Below are 18,637 nucleotides of genomic sequence, written 5' to 3'. Positions count from 1 at the left end.
TCAGGAGACTCTGGCAAAGCGCAGGGTCTCGCCCCTGACCCCACCCATCCACAGGTCCTGGCACGCTGCCGCCATGTCGTCGAGCCCGTCGATGATCTCGCCGAACACATTACCGGGGACCCAGCCCTGGTCGCCGTTGATCAGCAGGTTGTTGCGACCGTAGAACAGCGCCAGGTCCACGATCGCGCCGGTGGTTCCGGTGCCGGCGCTGTTCTCGTATCCGTACGCGGGGTTGCCCAGATCGTCGGAGTCGAACGAGAACCAGCACAGGTCGCCCGGTATCGGGGTGACCGTGGTGTTCTCCTTGCCGGGGTCGGAGCCGAATGCCGGTAGCAGCGTGTAGATCTCGTTGCGGGCGTACTTGCCGTGGAACACCTGCGCGGCCAGCGGCAGGGCGTCCCACACGGCGGCGCAGGTGCGCGGCGCCGCTTCGTCGAGAAGCCTGGCCACGCAACTGACTCCGCGCTTGTCCAGCGACACCGTGATCAACCGGCTCATGCAACCTCCTCGGTGAGCAGCGCCGGCACCCGGCGGTGCCAGTCCGTGGCGTCCTGGTAGGCCTGCCCGGCGCGGAGCACCAGCGCGTCGGCGTGGCGCGGCCCCACGATCTGCAGCCCGACGGGCAGGCCGGCCGTGGTGAACCCGCACGGCACCGAAAGTGCGGGCTGCTGAGTCAGATTGAACGGGTAGGTGTAGGGCGTCCAGCTCGTCCAATCCGGTGAGGTCGAACCGTCGGGCACATCCTGGCCGACCGGAAACGCGGTCAGCGGCAGCGTCGGGGTGACGAGGAGGTCGTAGGCCTGGTGGAACCTGCCCATCAGCTCGCCGAGCTTCATCCGGACAGCGGTCGCGTCGAGGTAGTCCGACGCGGTGAAGCCCGCCCCGGTCGTGGCCGTACGGCGCAGGCCGGGATCCAGACGCTCGGCGGCCGGGCCGGTCAGCTTGCCTTCCAATACTTTTGCCTCGCCGGCGAACCACAGCACGTGGAAGGCGTGCACCGGGTCGGTGAAGCCGGGGTCCACCTGCTCGACGTGGGCGCCCGCCGCCGCGAGCACGTCCACCGCGGCGCGCACCGCGGCGTCGACCTCGGGATCGTTGGCGCCGAAGCCGAGGTTCGGCGAATAGGCGATGCGCAGTCCGGCGATTCCCCCGCTGAGGGCGGCCCCGAATGACGAACTCGGAGAGGGCATCGCCGACCAGTCTCGCGCGTCGAACCCGGTGATCACATCCAGCAATGCGGCAACGTCGGCGACCGTGCGGGCCATCGGGCCGGCGTGCGAGAGCGTGCCGAACGGGCTGGGTGGATACAGCGGAATCAGGCCGTAGGTGGGTTTGAGTGCGACGGTGCCGGTGAACGCGGCGGGGATGCGCACCGAGCCGCCGCCGTCGGTGCCGACCGACCACGGGCCCATTCCGAGTGCCACGGCGGCCGCGCTGCCCCCGCTCGATCCGCCTGCGGTCATGGCGGGATTCCACGGGTTTGCGGTCGCCCCATAGCGCGGGGAGTCGGTGACGCCCTTCCACGAGAACTCCGGTGTGGTGGTCTTTCCGAGCAGCACCGCACCGGATTCGCGCAGCCGGGCCGCACTGGGCGCATCCTCCTGCCAGGGGCCTGCGTCGTCGATGAGCCAGCTGCCACGTAGGGTCGGCCAGCCCGCGGTCCACAGCGCATCCTTTATCGAGGTCGGGACTCCGTCGGCCGGGCCGAGGGGATCGCCTGCATACCAACGCTTTTCGGATCTCCGTGCGCAGGCCAGCGCATTGTCGGGATCGACGAGCACAAAGGCGTTCACCGCATCGTCGTGTCGGTCGATGGCGCGCAGGGCCTCCTCGGTGGCCTCCACCGGAGATATCGTCTTGGCGCGGTAGGCCTCAACCAACTCGACCGCCTGCGGGATGCTCACCGCACATCCCCCGGCACGTACCCCAGCGTCTTGTCCACCACGTTCAGCAGCGGCTGCCCGGCCAGCCAGCGGCGCGCATTGTCGGTGAACTGCGCCGCCAGGATGTCACGAAAGCCGACGACGTCGCCGGACATGTGCGCGGTGACGACGGCACCGGGCGCGTCCCACAACGGGTGTTCGGCCGGCAGCGGTTCGGTACTGAACACGTCGAGGGTGGCTCCGCCGATGCGGTGCTCGGTCAACGCGGCAAGCAGTGCGTCCTCGTCGACGATCGGGCCACGCGCGATATTGACAAGGTGCGCATCGGATTTCATCGCCTTCAGCACGGTCGCGTCGACGAGTCCCTCGGTCGCCGGGGTGAGCGGCGCGGCCAGCACCAGGTGATCGCACCAACCGACGGCCTCGGCCAGCTCGGCAGTGGCCACCACGGTTCCGAAATCCGGATCCTCGTCGACCGCCACGCGCCCGGCGCCCCGCACGGACAGGCCGGCCGCGCGCAGCAGACGCGCGATCTCGCGGCCGATGCCGCCGGTCCCGACCACGAGGGCGTTCGCGCCCGTGATACTGCGAGTCTCCCGGTAGCTCCACTCATGACGCCTTTGGTGGTCGTGGCTGGCCTGGCTGCCCTTGGCATGGGCGATGACTGCGCCGAGCACGTATTCGGCTATGGGACGGTCGAATACGCCGCGGGCGTTGGTGACCACCACGTCGGACTCCCGCAACCCGTTGAACAGCAAGGTGTCGACGCCGGCGGCCGCGATGTGGATCCACTCGAGGGTGTCCGCGCATTCCCATGCCTCGCGCAGTGCGGTGGAGAAGTAATCCCACAGCAGCACCGCCCGAGCGCCCGTGACGGCCTGCTTCAGCCCGGCGGCGTCGCAGTAGCGGAACTCCGCGTCCACGTCGGCCAGCCCCGGCACCCGGTCGCTCTCACGCTCGCACAACACCGCGATCACGGGGCGGGCTGCGAGAGGCGGCATCGTTCCGAGGCTAGGAACGCATTCGTATGATTGTCAACAATCTGTTGCCGGTTTGCCCCCTCGGCCTCACACTATGGACATGACGCTCGAGGATGTCGTTCCTCCCCCACCGTTGCAGCAGGTGGGGATCGGCGTCGTGACGCCTCACGACTTCGCGCTCGACCGCGAACTGTGGCGCTGGGTGCCCAATGACGTCAGCCTGTACGTCACCCGGTTGCGGTACGCCCCGATGCAGGTGACGGTCGACATGGCGGTGCATGTCTCCGAACCCGAGCAGGTCGAGGCCGGTGCCGCGAATGTGCTCGCGGTCTCACCGTTGGTGACGGCGTATGCATGTACCGCGGGAAGCTTCGTCAAAGGCATGGCCGGTGAAGCCGCCTTGGTCACGGCGATGCGGGCCGCCGGAGCCCCTGCTGCCGTGACCACCAGCGGCTCCATGCTCGCCGCACTCCGCCACCTCGGGGTGCGAACGGTCGCGACCGTGACGCCCTACACCGCCGACCTGACGAGCGGGCTGACCAGTTATCTGATGGAGGCCGGTATCGAGGTGGCCGCCACCGCGGGCCTGGGAATGACATCGCGGATCTGGGCGGTTCCGTACCGCACCACGGCCGAATTGGTCTGTGCCACCGACTGTTCGGATGCGCAGGCCATCGTCATCAGCTGCACGAACCTGCCGACCTACGATCTGATCGCCCCGCTGGAGCGTGAATTGGGCAAACCGGTGGTCACCGCCAACCAGGTGACCATGTGGGCGGCCCTGGCGGTGGCCGGGCGCAAAGCCGTCGGCGCCGGTCAGCGGCTGCTGGAAACCTGAACGCAGACAAGCGAAAGGAGACTGCATGGCGACGGTGGGGATCCTCTATCCCGGCCACAGCGCCGAGGACGACTTCGGTGCACTGCAGGCACGCCTGCCTGGGACGCTGCGCCTGCCGGTGGCGATCACCTCGGTCGGCGAGGATGCACATCGTGTCGACGCCCTCCTCGACCTCGGCCGCACCGAACGCCTCGCCGACGGGGTGGCCCGCCTGGGCCCGTCCCGTCCGGACTCGATGATGTGGGCTTGTACCTCAGGCAGTTTCGTCTTCGGCCGCGACGGTGCCCGACGCCAGGCCGACGCGGTGTCTGCCGCTTCGGGCGTCCCCGCATCGTCGACATCGATCGCATTCGTAGATGCTTTGCGGCACCTGGACATCCACCGCGTATCGGTGGCCGCCTCGTATCCCGAGGATGTCGCGGCACACTTCGTCGCTTTTCTGTCCGGCGGCGGAGTCGACGTGGTCTCGATCGGCAGCCACGGCATCATCACCGCGGCGGAAGTGGGCCGGCTGGAGCAGGCCGAGGTGCTCGCGATGGTCCAGGCGGCCGACCACCCCGACGCCGAGGCCGTCCTGGTGCCCGACACCGCCATGCACACAATGAGTTTCATCGACCGACTGGAATCCGCCGTCGGAAAACCGGTCCTCACCGCAAATCAGGTCACGGTGTGGAAAGGCCTGCAGCTGATCGGCCCGGTGCCGGCGCTCCCCGGGATGGGCCGGCTGTTCGGAGCGCGGCCGTGACCGACTTCATCACCCCTGTCGAGCAGGAGTCGACGCCGAGCATCGTCGCCGAGAAGCTCCGGCAGGCCATCGCGTACGGCGAACTGGTCCCGGGCACCCAACTCGGGGAGGCCGAGCTGGCGCGCAAGTTCGGAGTCAGCCGCGGGCCTCTGCGAGAAGGCATGCAGCGCCTTACCCAGGAAGGGCTGCTCATCTCGATCCGCAACCGCGGAGTGTTCGTCAACAACATGGACGCCGGCGAGATCCGCGACATGTATCTGGCCCGCGAGGCGATCGAGCGCACGGCGAGCCGCCAGATCTTGCAGGGCGACTATGCGAGCGCCGGGGATGCCCTGCTCGCGATCGTCGACGAGATGGCCGCGGCCCGGGATCTGGACGAGGTCAGCGAGGCCGACATGCGCTTCCACGAGCTGCTCGTGGAGCTCGCGGGGAGCCCGCGGCTGTCCCGTCTGCACCAGACGTTCCTGGTGGAAACCAGGATGTGCGTGCACGCACTGGCCGACACCTACGGCTCCCCCACCGACCGGGTCAGTGAGCATCAGACACTGGCAAGTGCCATCCGGTCCGGCGACGTCGCGTTGACCGACAAGTTGATGCTGACCCACATGGAGGACGCCGTCGAACGGCTGATCGCGCGGCTACCGGCCGGCTGACCCTGCCGGCGCGTCGGCCTCGGTGTCGTAATCCAGCTGGGGCGGCGCCTCCGGGGTTCCAGGTATCTCGGTGCCGCTGATCGGGCACCGAGCAGTTTCGGGCACCTTGATCAGTGCCAGCGCCCCGATGACACACGCGATCATCATGTAGTACGCGGGGACCAACTTGTCGCCGGTCAACCCCACCAGCCAGTCGTTGACGGCCGGAGCAGTGCCGCCGAACACCGAGGTCGACACGTTGTAGGCGATCGCGAACCCGGCGTAGCGGACCTGGGTGGGAAACATTGCCGGGAAGGTCGCCGAAATCGTCGACAGCTGAGGCACATACAGCAGGCCCAGCACCGCGAACCCGATGATCGCGCCGACCATGTTCGTCGACATCAACAGGAACGTCGGAATCCCGGCGATGAACAACCCGACCAACGAGAACCACCACATCGGTTTTCGGCCCACCCGATCGGAGATGTAGCCGGCCACCGGCAGGAACACCATCATCGACAACATCCCGATGATGGGCACGATCAGCGAGTGACTGCCTGACAGACCGATTGTCTGCTCGAGATAGGTCGGCATGTAGGTCAGCAGCGTGTAGTTGACCACGTTGAGCGCGACCACCAGGCCGGCCAATCGCAGGATGGGACCCCAGTACTCGACGACCAGATCCTTGAGCTCGGACACCGGGCTGCCTTCCCGCTCCCCGCTTTGCTCGAGTTCGCGGAAGATCGGCGTGTCCTCCAATTTGGACCGCAGGTAAACGCCGACGAGGCCGAGCGGGGCGGCAACCAGGAACGGCAAACGCCAACCCCAGGAACTCATCTGGTCGTCGCTGAGCAGCACCGAGAAGCTCAGCATCAGCAGCGCGCCGAGCGAGAATCCGGCCAACGTTCCGAATTCGAGGAAACTACCGAGGAATCCACGCCGCCGCGACGGTGCGTACTCGGCCATGAACGTGGCGGCACCGCCATACTCTCCGCCGGTGGAGAATCCCTGAACCATGCGGAGCACGACCATCAGCGCCGGCGCCCACATCCCGATCACGTCGTAGGACGGCACCAGCCCGACACAGAATGTCGCACCAGCCATCAAGACGATGGTGATGGCCAATACCTGTCGGCGGCCGACTCGATCCCCCAACGGACCCCACACAAATCCGCCCAGGGGGCGCACCAGGAACGAGATGGCGAAGGTGGCCAACGCCAGCAGGGTCGCCTGCTGCGCGTCACCGGGAAAGATGGCCGCCGAAATGTAGCCAACGCCGTAGGCGTAGATACCGTAGTCGAACCATTCGGTGGCGTTGCCGATCGCCGATGCGGCAATCGCTCGTCTGAGCACCCCGGGTTCGGGCGCGTCCGGCTCGGGATCACGGTGGTCGAGGTCTGGTTTGTCGCCGAAGCCCTTCATCGGGCTCTTTCGCGCAGGCACGGTTCCTCCAAGTGTCAGACGACACCGCTCCCACCGTGCATTCTCTTACGGCTGGACTGAGCGGATCACCGCAGGACCAGGCCGTCGTCTCGTCGACAATTCATCAGTTGCCAGACCTGACGTTATCAGCCTTACCGCGTCGCTCCGGGCGCAGTTACCACCTCGTAACCGCCGCCGGGAGTCAGAACCGGTGATCCCCAACCCACAACGCGTTGGTACCGGTCATGGAACGCTCGAAGCCCTCAACGGCTCGCACCGCCGCTTGCCCGAAGAGTGCACCGACCGCGAGCGGCACCGATGCGGCTGCCGGTTGGGAGGAAGGCTTCGGCCGCAGCATGTCCAGCAAGGACGATCCCGGATAGGTCAGCACTCGGACCTTGGTCTGCGGATCGAGGCCGGCAAGGACCTTCGCGCGGGTGATCGCGGTACGCAGACCTCCGAGCTCGTCGACCAGCCCACGCTCCTTGGCGTCGGCACCAGTCCACACCCGGCCCCGGGCCACCTCGTCGACCTCCTCGACCGACAGTTTGCGACCTTCGGCCACCCGGGCGATGAAATCTCGGTACAGCAGGTCGGTCTCGGCTTCGATCTGGGTGTGCTGTTCGTCGGTGAACGGTGCATTCGACGACCAGGCATCGGCATTGGGGTTGGTACGCAAGGAATCCGAGCCCACCCCGAGCTTGTCCTTGAGTTCACGTGAGATCAGCTTGCCGGTGATCACGCCGATCGATCCGGTGAGGGTGCCCGCGTTGGCCACGATCTCGTCGGCGGCCATCGACACGTAGTAGCCACCCGACGCGGCGACCGCGCCCATCGAGGCAACGACGGGCTTCCCCCGCTCACGGGCCCGAACCACCTCGCGCCAAATGGTTTCCGAGCCACTGACCGACCCGCCCGGGCTGTCCACGCGCAGGACGATCGCCGAGACATCGTCGTCGGCGGCGGCCTCACGCAGTGCCGCGGCGATGGTGTCGCCGCCGGCACTGGAATTGCCGATCGGCAGTACCTGCGGTCCGCCGCGGCCGCTGACGATGGGGCCGTGCAGGGTCACCACTGCGATCGTCGGCTTGGATTTGCGGCCCGGGATCTGCGGCGCGGGGACCTTGGGAGACGTCCGCGCATATCGCGAAAGATAAAGTCGCGGCAGGGCATCCGGATGGTTGTCGGCGTCGATACCGGCCTCGACCGGGCCGCCTGACAGTTCGCCGATACGCGCATAGGCCTCGTCGCGGAACCCGATGCGATCGACCAGACCGGCCGTCACCGCATCATCGCGCAGCACGGGTGCCCGATCGGCCAGTGCGTTGACCGCCTCGGTGCTCAACTGGCGGGATTCGGCGATGCCCTGCCACACCTGCGACTGCAGGCTCTCGATCATCCGGCCGTCGGCCTCGCGCTGCGCATCGGTGTAGCGATCCTCGGTGAAAACGTTTGCAGCCGACTTGTATTCACCGCGCGCGACGAACTGTGGCTCGATACCCACCTTGTCGAGCGCGTCTCGCAGGAACATCGCATTGGTGGCGAAACCGACCAGGCCCACCGTTCCCGACGGCTGCATCCAGACCTCGCGGAACGCCGAAGCCAGGTAGTACGACAGCGTGCCCGGGTAGGTCTCGGCCCAGGCCAATGTGGGCTTGGTGTCACTGAATTCCGCTATGGCGGCCCGCAGTTCCTGCACCGGACCTGGCGCGGCGGCGGGAAGCTGCACCCGCGCGATCAGTCCGGCCACCCGATCATCCTCAGCGGCTCGGTGGATTGCCGCGATGGCCTGCCGCAGCACGAGCGGCCGGCCGCCACCCGCGATCATCGCCAGCGGGTCGAAGCCGGCGGTCTCCGGCGGTATCGACAGCAGATCCAACTCCAGCACGCATCCGCTGGGGACTCCGTTGTGACGGGCGGTGTCGATCCGCCGGGCCAACACCTTGAGATCGTCCTGGCCCGGTATCCCGGGGAGAAAGGCGAACATGAATCGAGCCTACCGATCCGCACCTTGCGCGCGCGCCCGGCAGTTTGCCGAGCAGTCCCCCGCAAGCGGGAGGGGCCCCCAACAAAACTGCCCCAAAACCGAAGTTTTGGGGCAGTTTGGCATCTGCTTGCGCAGTGATTACAGTTCGGTGGCCGAACCGCCGGCAGCGGTGATCGCCTCGCGGGCGCTACCACTGAACTTGTTGGCGGTCACCTCGACCTTGACGGCCAGCTTGCCGTCGCCGAGAACCTTGACCAGGCTGTTCTTGCGAACCAGGCCCTTGGCCACCAGCTCGTCGACACCGATGGTGCCGCCCTGCGGGAAGGCCTTGGCGATGTCGCCGACGTTGACGACCTCGTACTCGGTCCGGAAGCGGTTCTTGAAGCCCTTGAGCTTCGGGAGCCGCATGTGGATCGGCATCTGGCCACCCTCGAACGTCGCGGGGACGTTCTTGCGGGCCTTGGTGCCCTTGGTACCACGACCGGCAGTCTTACCCTTGGAGCCCTCACCACGACCGACGCGGGTCTTGGCCTTCTTCTCCCCGGGAGCGGGCTTCAGGTCGTGCAGTTTGATAACAGACATTAGGACTCCACCACTTCCACATCAACGAGGTGATGCACAGTCTTGATCAGACCGCGGGTCTGCGCGTTGTCCTCACGAACCACGGACTGACGGATCTTCTTCAGCCCCAGGGTGCGCAGGCTTTCGCGCTGCTTCCAGCGTGCGCCGATGGTTCCGCGCACCTGCGTGATCTTGAGTTCTGCCATGGTTATGCCGATCCCTCACGCGCTGCTGCGGCAGCCAGCGCTTCGCTCTCGCGCCGGGCCTTCAGCATGCCGGCCGGCGCCACGTCCTCGAGGGGCAGGCCGCGACGGGCCGCCACCTCTTCCGGCCGCTGGATCATCTTCAGCGCGGCAACGGTGGCGTGCACCACGTTGATCGCGTTGTCGCTGCCCAGCGATTTGGCCAGGATGTCGTGCACCCCGGCGCATTCCAGCACGGCACGGGCCGCGCCACCGGCGATCACACCGGTACCGGGGCTGGCCGGGCGCAGCATGACCACGCCGGCGGCCGCTTCACCCTGGACCGGGTGGACGATGGTGCCACCGATCAGCGGGACGCGGAAGAAGTTCTTGCGAGCTTCCTCGACACCCTTGGCGATGGCGGCCGGAACTTCCTTGGCCTTGCCGTAGCCGACGCCGACCATGCCCTTGCCGTCACCGACGATGACCAGAGCGGTGAAGCTGAAGCGCCGACCACCCTTGACCACCTTGGAGACGCGGTTGATCGACACCACGCGCTCGATGTAATTGCTCTTCTCGCCGCTGTCGCGGCCGCCACGGCCACCGCGGTCGTCGCGACGGCCGCGGCCGCCACGGTTCTCCTGCGCCGGAGCGGCTCCTGCCTGCTCGGCCATCATGCAGTCCTCTCGTTGACAGTCATCAGAATTTCAGCCCGCCCTCGCGCGCGGCATCCGCCAGCGCGGCGATCCGGCCGCCATAGGTGTAGCCACCACGGTCGAACACCACGGTCTCGACGCCGGCAGCCTTGGCGCGCTCGGCGATCAGCTGACCGACCCGAACGCTGTGCGCCTTCTTGTCGCCTTCGACCGCACGCACGTCGGCCTCGATCGACGAGGCGGCGGCCAGCGTGACGCCTTCCAGGTCGTCGACGAGCTGGACGTGGATGTGCCGTGCCGAGCGGTTGACCACCAGACGCGGGGTCTCGGCGGTGCCGGAGACCTTCTTGCGCAACCGGGCATGCCGGCGCAGCCGGGAGTTGCGGCGGGCCTCAGAGATGTTCTGCCCCACCGGCTTCTTCTTCGTGACAGCTGCTGCGTCAGTCTTTGTAGTAGCCATGACTTACTTACCTGTCTTTCCGACCTTGCGGCGGATCTGCTCACCCTCGTAACGCACACCCTTGCCCTTGTATGGGTCGGGGCGGCGCAGGCGGCGGATGACCGCCGAGATCTGACCGACCTTCTGCTTGTCGATGCCCGAGACCGAGAACTTGGTGGGCGTCTCGACGGCGAACGTGATGCCCTCGGGCGCCTCGATCACCACGGGGTGGCTGTAACCGAGTGCGAACTCCAGGCTGGAACCCTTGAGCTGGACGCGGTAGCCCACGCCGAAGATCTCCATCTTCTGGGTGTAGCCCTCGGTGACGCCGGTGACCAGGTTGGCCACCAGGGTGCGGGACAGCCCGTGCAGGGAGCGACTGCGTCGTTCATCGTCGGGACGGCTCACCACGATGGCGCCGTCTTCGTTGCGTTCGACGGTGATCGGCTCGGCGACGTCCAGGACCAGGGTGCCCTTGGGGCCCTTGACCGAGACGTTGCGGCCGTCGATCGTCACATCGACCCCGGCGGGAACCGGAACCGGCTGCTTTCCAATACGCGACATGTTCTGCTGCCCCCTACCAGACGTAAGCGAGGACTTCGCCGCCCACGCCCTGTCGTGATGCCTGGCGGTCGGTCAGCAGGCCCGAGGACGTGGAGATGATCGCCACGCCCAGGCCGCCGAGCACCCGAGGCAAATTGGTGGATTTTGCGTAGACCCGCAGGCCGGGCTTGGACACCCGTCGCAGGCCGGCGATGCTGCGCTCACGGCTGGGGCCGTACTTGAGCGAGACCACCAGAGACTTGCCGACGCGAGCATCCTCGGTGCGGTAGTCGTTGATGTAGCCCTCTTTCTTGAGGATCTCGGCGATGTTCGCCTTGAGCTTCGAGTGGGGCAGAGTCACCTCATCGTGGTACGCCGAATTGGCGTTGCGCAGACGTGTCAAAAAGTCTGCGATCGGGTCAGTCATCGTCATGACAACCGGCTCACCTTCCTCGCGGCGGTTCCCTGGTCAGGGCCTTCCGCAACCTGTTTGGATTGGTCTGTGGTCTGCTTGCGCTCGCGCGCGGTGTCTGCTGGTTACCAGCTGGACTTCTGCACGCCGGGCAGCTCACCCGCGTGCGCCATCTCGCGCAGGCAGATACGGCACAGCCCGAACTTGCGGTAAACCGAGTGCGGACGACCGCACTTGTTGCACCGCGTGTACGCGCGGACCGCGAACTTGGGCTTCTTGTTGGCCTTGTGGATCAACGCCTTCTTTGCCATGTGCTCAGTTCTCCTTGAAGGGGAAGCCCAGCGCCTTCAGCAGCGCACGGCCTTCGTCGTCGTTGGTCGCCGAGGTGACGACGGTGATGTCCATGCCGCGGGGACGGTCGATGGAATCCACGTCGATCTCGTGGAACATCGACTGCTCGTTGAGGCCGAAGGTGTAGTTACCGGTGCCGTCGAACTGCTTGGCGTTCAGGCCGCGGAAGTCGCGGATACGGGGCAGGGCGATGGAGATCAGCCGATCCAGGAACTCCCACATCCGGTCGCCACGCAGGGTGACGCGGGCGCCGATGGGCATGCCCTCACGCAGCTTGAACTGTGCGATGGACTTGCGGGCCTTGCGGATCTCCGGCTTCTGGCCGGTGATCAGGGCGAGGTCGTTGACCGCGCCGTTGATCAGCTTGGCGTCACGGGCGGCGTCGCCGACACCCATGTTGACGACGACCTTGACGACGCCCGGGATCTGCATGACGTTGTCGAACTCGAACTGCTTGTTCAGCGCCTCACGGATCTCTTCGCGGTAGCGCTGCTTCAGCCGGGGCTGAACCTTCTCTGGTGCAGTCATCAGATGTCCTTGCCATTGGTCTTGGCGATGCGGACCTTCTTGCCGGTCTCCTCATCGACGCGGTAACCCACACGGGTCGGCTTGCCATCGGAATCGACGACCATCACGTTGGACACGTGGATCGCGGCTTCCTGGGTGACGATGCCGCCCGACGATGCGCCGCGCTCGTTCTGCGACTGCGCGGTGTGCTTCTTGATCCGGTTGACGCCCTCGACGAGGACCTTGTCGCGGGTCGGGTAGGCCTCGATGACCTTGCCCTTGGCGCCCTTGTCCTTGCCCGAGACCACCAGCACGGTGTCGCCCTTGTGGACCTTCATTACAAAACCTCCGGCGCCAGCGAGACGATCTTCATGAAGCGCTTCTCGCGCAGTTCCCGGCCGACGGGCCCGAAGATGCGGGTCCCGCGGGGGTCGTTGTCGGCCTTGATGATCACGGCCGCGTTCTCGTCGAACTTGATGTAGCTGCCATCGGCACGGCGGCGCTCCTTGACGGTGCGCACCACGACGGCCTTGACGACATCGCCGCGCTTGACGTTGCCGCCGGGGATGGCGTCCTTGACGGTCGCGACGATGACATCACCGATGCCTGCGTAGCGTCGCGATGAGCCACCGAGCACGCGGATGCACAAGATCTCCTTGGCGCCCGTGTTGTCGGCGACCTTCAACCGCGATTCCTGCTGAATCACTCGATCTCCTGACCTGGTTTTGTATGCACGCCAGATACCGACCTGGACGTGCGCGGTCTTTGTTTCCGAAGGGCACGCGGGGCTGACTCAGAACAGCAGTCAACCGAGGTCTGCCCAAGGCAACCCCTACATACTAGGTGAGCACCGCGAATGCGCCAAATCGCGGCGGACCGGGCTCAGCGGCCGTCAGCCGGCCACGCAGCGAAACCCGATGTGTGAGGTCGAACTGTCCTGCGACTGTGGTGACCGGGCCGCCGGGCGGTACCGGTGACAGTACTCCGGCGCGCACAGGTGCGAACCACCCTTGAGCACCTGGTTCACCGAGGGATCCGGGTCGGCCGGCGGCGGGCAGCACGCGCCGGCGGTGGCCTGGAGCCGGTGCTGCCCGGTGAACTGGGTGGTGGTCCACTCCCACACGTTGCCGATCATGTCGGACAAGCCGAACGCGTTGGCCGGGAACGTCCCGACCGGCGACGTACCGCGCCAGCCGAGCGCGCCGTCGTTGCGATACGGGAACCGGCCCTGCCACGTGTTGGCCATCAGGGCTCCGCCAGGGGTGACCTCATCGCCCCAGGCGTAGATGCCCTCGACTCCCCCGCGCGCCGCGTACTCCCACTCGGCTTCGGTGGGCAGTCGCCGTCCGGCCCACGCCGCGTACGCTGCGGCGTCCGGGTAGGCCACCTGCACGACGGGGTGGTCGGGTGCGGCGGGCTCACGCTCGGGCCCGAAGGGCCGGCGCCAGTTGGCGCCGGGCGCCCAGTCCCACCACTGACGCCAGTCCCGCAGGTCGACGGGCCCGTCGGTGGGCCGGAACACCAGGGCGCCTGGTACCAGGTCAGCTTCGGCCACCCCGGGATACAGCTCTGGATCCATCGCACGTTCGGCGATCGTGACGTATCCGGTGGCTTCGACGAAGGCGCCGAACTGTGCGGTGGTGACGGGATGCTTCTCGATGGCGAATCCGGTGACGGTGACGGCGTGTACCGGCATCTCTTCGGGGTAGAAGGCCGTCGATCCCATCGGAAAGGTGCCGCCGGGCAGTTCGACGAGTTCGGTGACCACCCGACCGAGGCTAGTCGTCACGGCGGACCGATTCGCCGGATCATCGCTAATCCTTGGCGAACGCCACGGCGAGTTCTCGTTCGAGGTCCTGGTACGGCTCGCCCGACAGGTCGACGGTGACCTGGCCGATGGCACCGCCGGTGAAGGCGAACGGTGCCCGGTATTGCTGCGACACAGCCGATCCGGTGTTGCGTCCGATGCAGATGCCACCCCCGGCGAGCGCGAACATGCCGGGGTGGGTTTGCATTCCGGCGAGCGTGGCCACCGCGGCGTCGTCGATGTACAGGGTGGTGTCGCCCAGCGGGGTGTGGCTGCCCTCGACGGTGCCGGCCCGCTGGTACTGGACTCCGAAGATGTGCCGCCCCAACGGGATCGGATCGGGCGAAGCCAACGACTGCTCGTGTTCGCCGAGGAAGTTGTAGACGTAGTGCAGGCGTCCGTCGGCGATGAAGAGCACGTGGCCACCGTGCGCACCGCCCTGTTTGAACAACACGCCTTGCGCATCGTCGCCGTCCACGGTGACCTCGGCAAGCACGGTGAAGGACTGCCCGCGCAGCTCAGCGGCCGCACCCAGCCCGACTTCGGCGGTGTGCGGGTAGTAGGTGTAGCGGGATCGCTCCCCGACCAGGTAGGGCCGCCACCGGGTCATCGTCTCGAGGATGCTGAGGTCGGCAAGCGGCAGGCCGTTGTACTTCTCGGCCTCGCTGAACCACAACGCCTTGAGTTCTTCGAGTTTGCCGGGCTCTTCACCGGCCAGGTCATGGCATTGACTGCGGTCGGTTTCGATATGGAAGAGCTCCCAGCGGTCGGCGTCGAAGTGGGACCAGCCCGACGGGGTGGCGGCGTGCACGGTGTTGGCGAACCAGCCCTGGTGCCAGATGCCGCGAGTGCCGAGCATGGTGTAGAACTGGGTGTCCTTTCCTGTCGGCGCCTCCGGATTGTCCAGTGCCACTTTGAAGCTCACGCCGTCCAACGGTTTTTGCGGAACGCCGCGCACGCTCGCCGGCGGCGTGATGTCGAGCAGGTCGTACACCGTCGGGGTGATGTCGCAGACGTTGACGTAATTGTCGCGGACTGCGCCGTGGGCACGAATACCGTTGGGCCAGGAGATGATTGCGGTGTCGGCGATTCCGCCCTCGTGAGAGGCGTAACGCTTGAACAGCTTGTAGGGCGTGTTGAATGCCATGGCCCACCCGATGGGGTAATGGTTGTAAGTCTCCGGTGAGCCCAGCCGGTCGATGAACCTGAGCCCTTCCTCGGCGGTGTCGATATAGCCGTTGAAGAACTTGGTCTCATTGACCGACCCGTTCGGCCCGCCCTCGCCACTGGCTCCGTTGTCGGATATCACCACGATGATCGTGTCGTCGAGCTGCCCGGTCTCCTCCAGGAAATCCAGTATCCGGCCGATCTGTGCGTCGGTGTAGGACAGGAAGCCGGCGAACACCTCGGCCATCCGGGTGAAGAGCTGTTTCTCGTCGGCCGACAACGATTCCCACGGCCGGACGGTGTCTTGGACCGGCCAGGCTTCGCCGTTGGGTCCATTGACCTCCGCATAAGGGTTGACCGGCGACAGCTCGGTGCCGGGCGGCACGATACCGAGCCGCTTCTGGTTCTCGAGCACGATGTCGCGGTAGGCCTCGTAACCCATGTCGAACCGCCCGGCGTAGCGGTCGGCCCACTCCTTGAACACATGATGCGGAGCGTGGCCGGCCCCGGGGCACAGGTAGGTGAACCATGGCTTGTCCGGCGCGATCACCTTGGCGTCACGGATGAACTCGATGGTCTTGTCGGCCAGGTCCCGCGACAGGTGATAACCCTCTTCCGGCGTGGACGGCGGATCGACGGGGTGGTTGTCGTACATCAGGTCCGGGTACCACTGGTCGGTCTCTCCACCCATGAATCCGTAGAACCGCTCGAATCCCCGCGAGCACGGCCAATGCCGTTTGGTAGCAGCGAGGTTGGACTCCTCCAACGGCGTCAGATGCCACTTGCCCACGCAGTAGGTGTTGTAGCCGTTGTCGGCCAGCACCTCCGGGAGGAGCGCGGTCTCGTACGGAATCCGGCCGTTACAGTTCGGGAACCCGTCGGTGAATTCCTCGATGGTGGCCATCCCGACTGTGGTGGCGTTGCGTCCGGTGAGCAATGCGGCCCGGGTCGGCGAGCACAGCGCTGTGGTGTGGAACTGGGACAGCCGAACTCCGCGTTCGGCGATTCGGCTCATCGCGGGCATGTCCACCAGTCCGCCGAAACAGTCCCAGGTGGCGATGCCGGTGTCGTCCCACACCAGATACAGGACGTTCGGGGCGTTCTCGACGGCGGTGGGTGCCGCATAGGGCGTCCAGTCCGGTTCGGAATCCCTGATGTCCAGTTCGATCTTGCCGTTGAACCCTGAGTCGAACCTGGTAGCCATGGCGACCTCACTCGTTGGCGATTCAGACCGGTGGGGCTGATCGCCGAGCAGATTACACCTGCTCGCCCGACTTCATCGGGGAAACCGACCTAGCCGTCGAGCCTGGCGGCAATGCCGTCCAGCAGTAGCTCCAGGGCCGGCTCACAACCGCTGCGCCGCATCGACTCGTCGAGGAAGCCGCTGGTGGCCGCGATGTTCGGATGCGTCTGAGCAGGCAGTCGAGCGTAGGTGTCACGCCACCTGTCGTCATCACGCTTCTTGTGTTCGGCAGGAAGGGTTTCGAACCCGGAGTCGAGCGCGGCAAAGCCCAACATCTGATCGATGAACGCGTGATACACCTCGACCGCTTCCCGCTCGCGGAATCCGGCTGCGCGCAGGGAACCCAAGACCGTCTCGATGATCTGGATCTCGTGGGGGCCGCCGGTGACCCGGCTCGCGGCCAGTACGCCGGCCTGCGGATGCTCGACGTAGACACGGTGTACGCGCAGCCCGAGTTCCCGCATGTCCTCACGCCAGCGCCCCGTCGGTTCCCATCCTTCGACCACGCGCCTCAGCAGCTCGTCGGTGATGGCCAGCACCACATCCTCGATGCCGCGGAAGTACCGGTACAGCGCGGTCGGGTCAGCGCCGAGTGCGACCCCGAGGCGCCGGACCGTGAGGCCGGCAACACCGTGATACTGCAACACGCGCAGTGCGGCCTCGACGATGAGCTCCTCCGACAGCACCACACCTTGTTTGGTCTGCCGCCGTCGACGCCGCGGCGACTCAGACTTCAATGTTCGGCCCATCCGCACTGCCTTCTCCGCGTTTACGTCAACACCCTCGCGCCATTGTGCGGCGTCGCTGCGCCCAGCGCACTGGAACGCTAAGAGTCGAACCCCAGCCCCACCGAGTCGAGCGCCTTGAGCAGCACGTTGCGGCGTCCCTCACGATGATCGGCTCGGTCGAGTGACCACCGGGTCGCCTGAATCCCGGCCGAGGCCAGGGGCTCTGGCGGGAAGGGCGCAGGAATGGACTTGACCATGTCTAGTTCGGTGCGAACCGTCGGCTTCCCGCAGAATCGGTCGAGCATCACCTCGGCGGCAAATCGCGTGGCCGCTACACCGAGCCCGGTGAACCCGGCCGCGTAGCCGACGCGGCCTCCGTACGCCGACCCGAAGAAGGCGCAGAACCGCGTCGAAGTGTCGATCACGCCGCCCCATCGGTGCGTGAAGCGGACGTCCTCGAGTTGCGGGAACGTCGTGAAGAAGTGCCCGGCAAGGCGTCGGTAGGTGGCGTCACGGTCCTCGTACTGAGGCCGGATACGGCCGCCAAAGTGATAGATGGCGTCGTACCCTCCCCACAGGATCCGGTTGTCCTTCGACAACCGGTAGTAATGGAACTGGTTCGACATGTCACTGATGCCCTGCCGATTGCTCCACCCGATTTCAGCCAGCAGGGCATCGGTCAGCGGTTCGGTCATCAAGGCATAGTCGTAGACCGGCACGGTGTGATAGCGGTACCTCTTCAACAACGACGGAAAGCCGTTGGTCGCCAGGATCACTCGGTCGGCGTGCACCGTGACGCGTTCGGTCCGAACTGACAGCGCCCCGCCCCGACGGTCCTGCCCGAGACCGAGCACCTTGCTGTTCTCGTAGATGTCGACACCGAATTCAGCTGCAGCCCGGGCGAGTTCGCTCGCGAGCTTTGCCGGGTGAACCAGCGCTGCGGTGTCTTTCGACCAGACCCCGCCCAGATAGGTGGGCGAATCCACCTCGGCGCGCATCGCCTGCCGATCAAGGTAGACCTGGTCCGGCCGCAGTGCCGCACCGGCCAACTCGGCGGCCTGGTAGGGCTCGACCGCCACCGCTATCGAGCCGGTCCGCTCGAAATCACAATCGAGACCGAGCGCATCGACCGTCTTCGCGATGCCGTCGAGGTTTTCTGCCCCCAGCCGTTCGAGGACCTCGATCTGATCCGGCCAGCGGCTGCGGCCGTTCTCGACACCGTGGGTCAGTGATGCCTCGACGAAGCCCCCGTTGCGACCCGACGCCGCCCATCCGACGGTCTGCCCCTCGACCACGGCCACCCGGATACCCGGGTCCCGCTGGGTTGCCAGCAACGCCGACCACAGTCCGGTGTAGCCACCTCCTACGACCACCAGGTCGTAACTCGCGACGGGTTTGGTCAGGCTCAGATAGCCGCGGTGACCTGGTGTGTCATCGAGCCAGAAGGGTTGCAGCGCGGCGGCGGCCAACGAGCGGTCGATGAGGGTGGCGGCGGGGGCGTTGCGTTCGAAGACGGTTTGCACGGGTATCTTCCTGGACAGTGAGGTACCACCC

The 18,637-nt window shown here is 66.3% G+C and carries 22 protein-coding genes; 3 read left to right on the top strand and 19 right to left on the bottom strand.

Going from position 1 to position 18,637, the window contains the following annotated elements:
- The 3 genes from E0T84_RS05325 to E0T84_RS05315 are packed head-to-tail and all read right to left on the bottom strand — an operon-like array spanning position 1 to position 2,884.
- On the bottom strand, positions 1-498 hold the full coding sequence (locus E0T84_RS05325; RefSeq protein ID WP_138743978.1) for a DUF3830 family protein: 498 nt from the start codon (positions 496-498) through the stop codon (positions 1-3).
- The gene (locus tag E0T84_RS05320) at positions 495-1,904 is read right to left on the bottom strand and encodes an amidase (RefSeq protein ID WP_249383579.1); all 1,410 of its coding nucleotides are present in this window, start codon (positions 1,902-1,904) and stop codon (positions 495-497) included. The genes E0T84_RS05325 and E0T84_RS05320 overlap by 4 nt, the downstream gene beginning before the upstream one ends.
- The gene (locus E0T84_RS05315) at positions 1,901-2,884 is read right to left on the bottom strand and encodes a D-2-hydroxyacid dehydrogenase (RefSeq protein ID WP_138743977.1); all 984 of its coding nucleotides are present in this window, start codon (positions 2,882-2,884) and stop codon (positions 1,901-1,903) included. The genes E0T84_RS05320 and E0T84_RS05315 overlap by 4 nt, the downstream gene beginning before the upstream one ends.
- A 79-nt stretch (positions 2,885-2,963) precedes the next feature.
- On the opposite strand from E0T84_RS05315, the gene E0T84_RS05310 reads away from it, so the two are divergent.
- The 3 genes from E0T84_RS05310 to E0T84_RS05300 are packed head-to-tail and all read left to right on the top strand — an operon-like array spanning position 2,964 to position 5,099.
- Positions 2,964-3,701: an Asp/Glu racemase gene (locus tag E0T84_RS05310; RefSeq protein ID WP_371725695.1), complete on the top strand. Its 738-nt coding sequence runs from the start codon at positions 2,964-2,966 to the stop codon at positions 3,699-3,701.
- Positions 3,702-3,726: 25 nt separating this feature from the next.
- Positions 3,727-4,446, top strand: coding sequence for a maleate cis-trans isomerase (locus E0T84_RS05305; RefSeq protein WP_171054917.1), 720 nt, complete (start codon positions 3,727-3,729; stop codon positions 4,444-4,446).
- Entirely contained in the window at positions 4,443-5,099 is a 657-nt protein-coding gene (locus E0T84_RS05300) for a GntR family transcriptional regulator (protein WP_138743976.1), read from the top strand. The genes E0T84_RS05305 and E0T84_RS05300 overlap by 4 nt, the downstream gene beginning before the upstream one ends.
- Here E0T84_RS05300 and E0T84_RS05295 read toward each other — a convergent pair.
- From E0T84_RS05295 to E0T84_RS05220, 16 genes are all read right to left on the bottom strand, one after another.
- Positions 5,085-6,500 carry an MFS transporter gene (locus E0T84_RS05295; protein ID WP_138744028.1) on the bottom strand — a complete coding sequence of 472 codons (1,416 nt, stop codon included), beginning with the start codon at positions 6,498-6,500 and terminating at the stop codon, positions 5,085-5,087. The genes E0T84_RS05300 and E0T84_RS05295 overlap by 15 nt on opposite strands.
- A 202-nt stretch (positions 6,501-6,702) precedes the next feature.
- Entirely contained in the window at positions 6,703-8,487 is a 1,785-nt protein-coding gene (gene sppA / locus E0T84_RS05290; RefSeq protein WP_138743975.1) for a signal peptide peptidase SppA, read from the bottom strand.
- A gap of 138 nt (positions 8,488-8,625) precedes the next feature.
- Positions 8,626-9,069, bottom strand: coding sequence for a 50S ribosomal protein L15 (rplO, locus tag E0T84_RS05285; protein ID WP_138743974.1), 444 nt, complete (start codon positions 9,067-9,069; stop codon positions 8,626-8,628).
- The gene (gene rpmD, locus E0T84_RS05280) at positions 9,069-9,254 is read right to left on the bottom strand and encodes a 50S ribosomal protein L30 (protein WP_070186314.1); all 186 of its coding nucleotides are present in this window, start codon (positions 9,252-9,254) and stop codon (positions 9,069-9,071) included. The genes rplO and rpmD overlap by 1 nt, the downstream gene beginning before the upstream one ends.
- 2 nt (positions 9,255-9,256) lie before the next feature.
- Positions 9,257-9,904, bottom strand: a complete 648-nt coding sequence (gene rpsE / locus E0T84_RS05275) for a 30S ribosomal protein S5 (protein WP_075910301.1) — start codon at positions 9,902-9,904, stop codon at positions 9,257-9,259.
- 25 nt (positions 9,905-9,929) lie between these two features.
- Complete coding sequence (gene rplR, locus E0T84_RS05270) at positions 9,930-10,346, bottom strand: 50S ribosomal protein L18 (protein ID WP_070186316.1); 417 nt, start codon at positions 10,344-10,346, stop codon at positions 9,930-9,932.
- Positions 10,347-10,349: 3 nt separating this feature from the next.
- A complete protein-coding gene (gene rplF, locus E0T84_RS05265; protein WP_070186317.1) occupies positions 10,350-10,889 on the bottom strand; it encodes a 50S ribosomal protein L6 in 540 nt (179 codons plus the stop codon).
- 13 nt (positions 10,890-10,902) lie between these two features.
- Positions 10,903-11,301: a 30S ribosomal protein S8 gene (gene rpsH, locus E0T84_RS05260; protein WP_070186318.1), complete on the bottom strand. Its 399-nt coding sequence runs from the start codon at positions 11,299-11,301 to the stop codon at positions 10,903-10,905.
- Positions 11,302-11,405: 104 nt separating this feature from the next.
- Positions 11,406-11,591, bottom strand: coding sequence for a type Z 30S ribosomal protein S14 (locus tag E0T84_RS05255; protein ID WP_003883429.1), 186 nt, complete (start codon positions 11,589-11,591; stop codon positions 11,406-11,408).
- Between the two features lie 4 nt (positions 11,592-11,595).
- On the bottom strand, positions 11,596-12,159 hold the full coding sequence (gene rplE, locus E0T84_RS05250; RefSeq protein ID WP_070186319.1) for a 50S ribosomal protein L5: 564 nt from the start codon (positions 12,157-12,159) through the stop codon (positions 11,596-11,598).
- Positions 12,159-12,476, bottom strand: a complete 318-nt coding sequence (gene rplX / locus E0T84_RS05245) for a 50S ribosomal protein L24 (RefSeq protein ID WP_003883431.1) — start codon at positions 12,474-12,476, stop codon at positions 12,159-12,161. The genes rplE and rplX overlap by 1 nt, the downstream gene beginning before the upstream one ends.
- The gene (gene rplN, locus E0T84_RS05240) at positions 12,476-12,844 is read right to left on the bottom strand and encodes a 50S ribosomal protein L14 (RefSeq protein WP_003883432.1); all 369 of its coding nucleotides are present in this window, start codon (positions 12,842-12,844) and stop codon (positions 12,476-12,478) included. Before rplN ends, rplX begins: the two co-directional genes overlap by 1 nt.
- A gap of 186 nt (positions 12,845-13,030) precedes the next feature.
- Positions 13,031-13,906 carry a formylglycine-generating enzyme family protein gene (locus tag E0T84_RS05235; protein WP_138743973.1) on the bottom strand — a complete coding sequence of 292 codons (876 nt, stop codon included), beginning with the start codon at positions 13,904-13,906 and terminating at the stop codon, positions 13,031-13,033.
- 46 nt (positions 13,907-13,952) lie between these two features.
- On the bottom strand, positions 13,953-16,316 hold the full coding sequence (locus E0T84_RS05230; RefSeq protein WP_138743972.1) for an arylsulfatase: 2,364 nt from the start codon (positions 16,314-16,316) through the stop codon (positions 13,953-13,955).
- Between the two features lie 89 nt (positions 16,317-16,405).
- Positions 16,406-17,104: a TetR/AcrR family transcriptional regulator gene (locus tag E0T84_RS05225; protein ID WP_070186322.1), complete on the bottom strand. Its 699-nt coding sequence runs from the start codon at positions 17,102-17,104 to the stop codon at positions 16,406-16,408.
- Positions 17,105-17,181: 77 nt separating this feature from the next.
- Positions 17,182-18,606 (bottom strand): FAD-binding oxidoreductase, encoded by a 1,425-nt coding sequence (locus E0T84_RS05220; RefSeq protein ID WP_138743971.1) that lies wholly within the window; start codon positions 18,604-18,606, stop codon positions 17,182-17,184.
- Positions 18,607-18,637: the final 31 nt, after the last annotated feature.

This window comes from Mycobacterium sp. DBP42 (genome assembly GCF_005924235.1).
GTDB lineage: Bacteria > Actinomycetota > Actinomycetes > Mycobacteriales > Mycobacteriaceae > Mycobacterium > Mycobacterium syngnathidarum.
This window is presented reverse-complemented; position numbering and strand designations above follow the sequence as displayed.

Bases quoted from the DNA above. Each gene is read 5' to 3' on its own strand.
- E0T84_RS05315 (WP_138743977.1), bottom strand. From the start codon at position 2,884: ATGCCGCCTCTCGCAGCCCGCCCCGTGATCGCGGTGTTGTGCGAGCGT.
- E0T84_RS05310 (WP_371725695.1), top strand. From the start codon at position 2,964: ATGACGCTCGAGGATGTCGTTCCTCCCCCACCGTTGCAGCAGGTGGGG.
- rpsH (WP_070186318.1), bottom strand. From the start codon at position 11,301: ATGACGATGACTGACCCGATCGCAGACTTTTTGACACGTCTGCGCAAC.
- rplE (WP_070186319.1), bottom strand. From the start codon at position 12,159: ATGACTGCACCAGAGAAGGTTCAGCCCCGGCTGAAGCAGCGCTACCGC.
- E0T84_RS05325 (WP_138743978.1), bottom strand. From the start codon at position 498: ATGAGCCGGTTGATCACGGTGTCGCTGGACAAGCGCGGAGTCAGTTGC.
- E0T84_RS05305 (WP_171054917.1), top strand. From the start codon at position 3,727: ATGGCGACGGTGGGGATCCTCTATCCCGGCCACAGCGCCGAGGACGAC.
- E0T84_RS05255 (WP_003883429.1), bottom strand. From the start codon at position 11,591: ATGGCAAAGAAGGCGTTGATCCACAAGGCCAACAAGAAGCCCAAGTTC.
- rpsE (WP_075910301.1), bottom strand. From the start codon at position 9,904: ATGGCCGAGCAGGCAGGAGCCGCTCCGGCGCAGGAGAACCGTGGCGGC.
- E0T84_RS05225 (WP_070186322.1), bottom strand. From the start codon at position 17,104: ATGGGCCGAACATTGAAGTCTGAGTCGCCGCGGCGTCGACGGCGGCAG.
- rpmD (WP_070186314.1), bottom strand. From the start codon at position 9,254: ATGGCAGAACTCAAGATCACGCAGGTGCGCGGAACCATCGGCGCACGC.
- E0T84_RS05295 (WP_138744028.1), bottom strand. From the start codon at position 6,500: ATGAAGGGCTTCGGCGACAAACCAGACCTCGACCACCGTGATCCCGAG.
- rplR (WP_070186316.1), bottom strand. From the start codon at position 10,346: ATGGCTACTACAAAGACTGACGCAGCAGCTGTCACGAAGAAGAAGCCG.
- rplF (WP_070186317.1), bottom strand. From the start codon at position 10,889: ATGTCGCGTATTGGAAAGCAGCCGGTTCCGGTTCCCGCCGGGGTCGAT.
- sppA (WP_138743975.1), bottom strand. From the start codon at position 8,487: ATGTTCGCCTTTCTCCCCGGGATACCGGGCCAGGACGATCTCAAGGTG.
- rplX (WP_003883431.1), bottom strand. From the start codon at position 12,476: ATGAAGGTCCACAAGGGCGACACCGTGCTGGTGGTCTCGGGCAAGGAC.
- E0T84_RS05230 (WP_138743972.1), bottom strand. From the start codon at position 16,316: ATGGCTACCAGGTTCGACTCAGGGTTCAACGGCAAGATCGAACTGGAC.
- rplO (WP_138743974.1), bottom strand. From the start codon at position 9,069: ATGTCTGTTATCAAACTGCACGACCTGAAGCCCGCTCCCGGGGAGAAG.